General features: G+C 58.7%; 4 protein-coding genes. All 4 read left to right on the forward strand.

What is annotated here, in order from left to right:
• A partial coding sequence (locus tag ACF8AM_RS07260) for an AMP-binding protein (RefSeq protein WP_392554986.1) occupies window positions 1-3,066 on the forward strand: 3,066 nt, incomplete at its 5' end.
• Window positions 3,067-3,077: 11 nt separating this feature from the next.
• Complete coding sequence (locus ACF8AM_RS07265; RefSeq protein WP_392554987.1) at window positions 3,078-3,986, forward strand: DJ-1/PfpI family protein; 909 nt, start codon at window positions 3,078-3,080, stop codon at window positions 3,984-3,986.
• Between the two features lie 37 nt (window positions 3,987-4,023).
• Window positions 4,024-4,761: a PEP-CTERM sorting domain-containing protein gene (locus ACF8AM_RS07270; protein WP_392554988.1), complete on the forward strand. Its 738-nt coding sequence runs from the start codon at window positions 4,024-4,026 to the stop codon at window positions 4,759-4,761.
• Window positions 4,761-5,204 (forward strand): DUF1559 domain-containing protein (locus ACF8AM_RS07275; RefSeq protein WP_392554989.1); only part of this gene is annotated, 444 nt, incomplete at its 3' end. The genes ACF8AM_RS07270 and ACF8AM_RS07275, both read left to right, overlap by 1 nt.

Here is a 5,204-nt window from a genome sequence, read left to right on the forward strand (position 1 = left end):
CCCCCCCCCGCCCCCCCCCCCCCCCCCGGCCCGCCACACACCCACACCCCTCGTCTGGACAGTCACATCAACCAACGGATCAGCGAACTTTGCTCGCAAATTGGCGTGACCAAAGCAGCGTTTTGGCTGGCTTGCCTGCGATTCTGCCTCTACCGGCGAAGCGGCGGAAAAGACTTTGCAATTGGAATGCCGCACGCCGGTCGCGACTCGCAAGACGTCACCGGATTGATCGGTCTGTTTGTTGGCACGCTCGTCCTGCAGTTGGAAAACCCCGAGGATCTGCCGGACGAGTCGGTCGCCAATTGGTTGACCCGATGTCACACCAAGCTGCACGAGGTGATAGCAAACGAGGAAGTCTCGGTGGACGAAATCTTGGCTGCCGTCAGTCCCGAACGACGGCTTGATCGTTCGCCGCTGTTCCAAGTCCTACTGAACTATGCTCCTGAAACGATGGAGTCGTTCCAACTCGGCGACGCCTGTCTGCGACCACTGTTGCCGGTCATCGATCAGGCCAAGTTTGAATGGACCGTTTCGGTCAATGAGGCCCAGGATGGATCAGCCAACATTGCACTGGAGTACGCAACAGACCTGTTCGAACAAGCGACCGCGGAACAAGTCATCGAGCAGTTGACCGGCATCGCGGAGGCATTCGCTGCCTCAGCCGAAGGGCCGCTAGCAAGAATCAAGTTAACCCCCACTCGTAGCGAGAGTTGTCAAGACTTTCGTGCGCCGCCGAACAGACCGAAACTCATGACGAGTTTCGCTACGCCAGCTTTTCGCCCGAAGAGTTTCGGCGAATCACTCGATCAACAAATCCGCGAAAACGCGAAACAAATTGCGATTGAATCCGGCGAGCAAACTTGGGCCTACGCCGAACTGCACCAGCAAACTGCTGCGGACATCGCTGAAGGGTTGGTGCACCTCTCGCCCGATCGTTCGATTGAATCCCTGATCGGCTGCGTCGCCGCATTGCGACACGGCCGACCGTTCACGTTCAGCCATGAAACACTCGAAGCAGATGCGTTGCCCGCCGAAGCCGCCTGCGTCCTGATGACCTCCGGCACAACCGGGCAATCCAAGGGAGTTGTCATCAGCCAGGATTCACTCCATCGACACAGCGACGCGTTTGCGAACTTGATGAAGCTTGGCCCCGACGACCGAGTCGCCCAGTACGCATCGCCCGAATTCGACTTGTTCCTCGAAGAAGTCCTGCCAACCTTGCGATCTGGCGCAACACTCTGCGTGGTCCCAGAAGATTGCCGCTTGGATCCCCGTCGCTTCGCCCGTTGGCTGGTGGATGCAAGCATCAGCCTGGCCGACTTGCCGACTGCCTTCTTCCATCGCTGGATGGAATCGCTTGACGACCGCAAAACTCTTGCTCTTCCAAACCTTCGGCGAGTTGTTGTCGGCGGCGAGAAACTACGCCTCGATGCCGCGAGGAAATGGCTGCATTGCTATCCCGAGATCGAACTCTGGAACACCTACGGACCAACCGAAGCCACGATCATCTGTTCGGCCCATCGTGTCGTTCCGAGCGATCTGTCGATGGACATCCCGCTTGGACAATCGTTCGCGGGCGCGGAGCTTTTCGTGACTGATGCCGATGGCTACGTGCTTCCCGACGGCGTTCCTGGGGAACTGGTCATCGCTGGGCCTGGCGTCGCCCTCGGATACTGGACCGAAGGAAAACTCGAACGTTCCGGCGGGTTTGGATCCAACCATTCTTTCCGAACCGGTGACCGTGTTCGACGCGGGTTCGATGGCCAACTTCACTTCCTAGGCCGCGTTGACGAACAAGTTAAGATCCGAGGCGTGCGTGTTTCGCCCAGCGACGTATCCCGACGCATCGCAACACACCCCTCGGTGATCGCTGCATCCGTGGTCGTCGATCAACGAACACCAAACCCCAGTTTGGTAGCGGCCTTGGTGCTGATCGACGACGCTTTACCCCACAGTGTCTGGACTGAAATCAGCAGCAGTCTGCCCCCATCGATGCGTCCCAACCGCTGGGTGCGATGTGACCGCATTCCTTTGACTGACCGAGGCAAAACCGACCACGCTGCGATCATCGCGTTGGCCGATTCAGCTCATCCGAGCGAAGGCGCCGACAACGGGGCTACCGACTGGGCCGGCCCAGTTGAAACGACGCTGGCTCAACTCTGGAGCAACCTACTCGAACACTCACAATTCGGCCGCGACGACGACTTTTTCCTGGTCGGCGGTCACTCGCTGCTCGCCGCATTGCTGTCGCGCGAGATCTCACAAGCGTTCGAGGTGGAACTGACGCTGCCACAAATCTTCCGGCGTCCCACCATCGCCGGACTCGCCACCCTAATCCACGACGCCTGCGTCTCGACCACAGACAACGACGGTTGTTCGCGACAGTTCCCCAGTCACTCCCCTACCCCCGAATCGATCAGCGTCGTGCTGCCAGGATTGCCTGGAATCGGCGAACTGTATGGACCGTTGAACGACGTTCTTCGACAACAATCCCACGTTGTCTCCCTCTCCATCCCCGGCTTGTTCGAAGGCGCCGTCCCCCAGTCGATCCCCGCACTTGCAGCCCTTTGGTCAACCGAACTCACCAAAAGGGGACGGGGGTCTTTTACGCGGCCGAGGACTCCCGCCGAACAAAAGCCCCCCGTCCCCTTTTTACCGGTTGATGTGGTCGCTCACAGTTTCTCGGCCAGCGTGTTGGTAGAGATGTTGCGTGCGAATCCTGAGTGGGCTAGTCGCTGCCGCCGCATCGTGCTGCTCGATGCGATGCCTTTCGACCCACAGTGGCTGAACAGAGAGGGCAACAAAACGCAATTGGATCAACAGCTTCGTGAGAAGTTGTCGCCGCTGCTCTCATCACCGCTCAGTGACGCGGGCCCGCCATTGCCGTTTTCGGTCGAAGTGGTGGTCGCCGATCAAAGTCGCGAGTGGATGCAGCCCCTGGCTTGGAAGCCGCACTTTCAACACGTCACCGTCACGCACTGCGAAGGCGACCATCGCAGTATCACTGGCCCGCCACATTGTTTGGCTTGGCTGGAACACTCCCCGCCCCCGCAGCGCCCTGCATGAAAGCGAGTTCGATGAAACCTCAACCTGAATCTCCGACACTTCCCCCCAATCCTTTGCCCGCCGACCGTCGAAAGTTTCTGACGGCGACGCTGGCATCCGTGCTGGGTGCGTCCGCTCTCGCTCGCCAGGCCGGCACGGTCCAAGCCGACGATCCCGCTGCCACTGCACCAAGTGCTGGACAAGGAGCGGCGAAAGAACCGCTGATGAGCGTCCACGACGATTCGATGCAGTGGCCACCGGGTTGGGTCGGTAAAGAGGAGATCGTGATGCTGCTCTACCCCGGATTCACCGCACTCGATTTGTTTGGACCGCATCACATGTTCGTCCTGATGATGGGCGCGAAGGTGCACTTGGCTGCTAAGACACTCGATTCGGTTTTGACCGATACAGGCATCGAAGTTCGCCCCACGATCGCCTTCGAAGATTGCCCTCAGGCTCCCACGATCCTGTTCGTCCCTGGTGGCACCGGCGGCACCTTGGACGCGGCCAAAGACGACGCCACGCGAAAATTTGTCGCCAACCGTGGCTCGCGGGCGGACTTCGTGACCAGCGTTTGCACTGGATCAGTCCTGCTGGGCGCGGCCGGATTGCTGGACGGCTACAAGGCCACGTCGCACTGGATCACCCGAGACCTGTTGTCCGAATTTGGAGCCACCCCGGTTGATGAGCGAGTGGTCATCGACCGCAACCGCATCACCGGCGCGGGCGTGACCAGCGGTTTGGACTTTGGACTGAAGCTCGTCCAAGACCTCCGCAACGACGAGTACGCAGCGGCCGTTCAGCTGTTCGCCGAATACGACCCACAACCCCCGATCGACCAAGGCAGTGTCGCCAAAGCCGATCCCCAAATCAGCGGCCTGCTGATGCACATGCACGAACCATTCCGACAAATGGTTCGCGATTTAAAGAACGTTCAGTAACCCCCCTTTCTCCCTTCTCGAAGTAAGAACCTACACCATGACATTGCGACCTTTGATTCTCTCTCTTGCCGGCCTTCTTGTTTTCGCGTCCAGCGCTCATGCGGCGGTCGTCACCAGCGGAACAGCTGTTTTCACCTTTAACAACAATTCCGCGTTGTTCTCTGGTGGTGGAGGCCCGCTGATATTAAACCGGTTCTATGGGACGGGGGTCACCACGGCCACATCCGCTGACCTTCTGGCTGGAACCGGAGGGGATCCAATCACCATTCCTGGAACCGGCTTGGTGGAACTTTCTGCATCGATCAATGGTGCAAGCGTCTCCAACCCGACAGGGCGATCAAGACAGACAACGAACCTCGATGTTGATTTCGCGAATGTGCTATCGACATGGGGAGCTGGCGAACAGGTTGGCATTGATGCAGTGATTCGGCATCAAGTCGATCCTCGCGACGGTGGCGGTGTCGTTGGGCTGGGAGACTTTTCACTCGTCAACAACGCGGGAACGCTAACGTTGTTCAACAATCTTAGTTTCCCAGCAGACGCATTCACGATCGACAACGCAGCGTTCACATCCAATGCCGACGGGTTCACGCTCAATGGCGACCTCTTGGTATCTGGATCACTGGCTGTTTTGACCGGCGTCACAATGGGGACCAACGTCGGTTCGTTTTCCCTAAACGTCACGGCTGTCCCAGAACCATCATCCATGGCGATACTCGGACTCGGATCACTTGCCGCGGTCGCTTACCGTCGACGCAGCAAGGCAATCGCTTGATGTCTCGACGCGGATTCACACTGGTCGAACTCCTCGTCACGATCGGGATCATTGGGATCCTGATCGGGTTGCTGCTGCCTGCTGTCCAATCCGTGCGGGAATCGACACGGCGGATGCAATGCCAGGATCGCATGCGGCAGATTGGATTGGCGACGTTGTTGTTCGAAGATGTTCACAAGGCGTTGCCTGCGGCGACTTATGGTGAACCTTACAGTTATCTCAAAACGGGCAACATGAAGGACGGAATCTCCGGAAGCCCGTTCACCGAGTTGTTGCCGTTTATCGAGCAACAAGCGATTTGGGAACGCTACGATTGCGAAAAGGACTGGTTTCATGAGGACAACCAAACCGCAGTCAACGCGCCGCTGACTCTGTACCGGTGCCCCTCCGCCGTCGGCGATTCCACTCAACGGGGCATCCAACGCGTGGTGGGGTCGACACTC

This window comes from Rhodopirellula sp. JB055 (assembly GCF_043100905.1).
GTDB lineage: Bacteria > Planctomycetota > Planctomycetia > Pirellulales > Pirellulaceae > Rhodopirellula.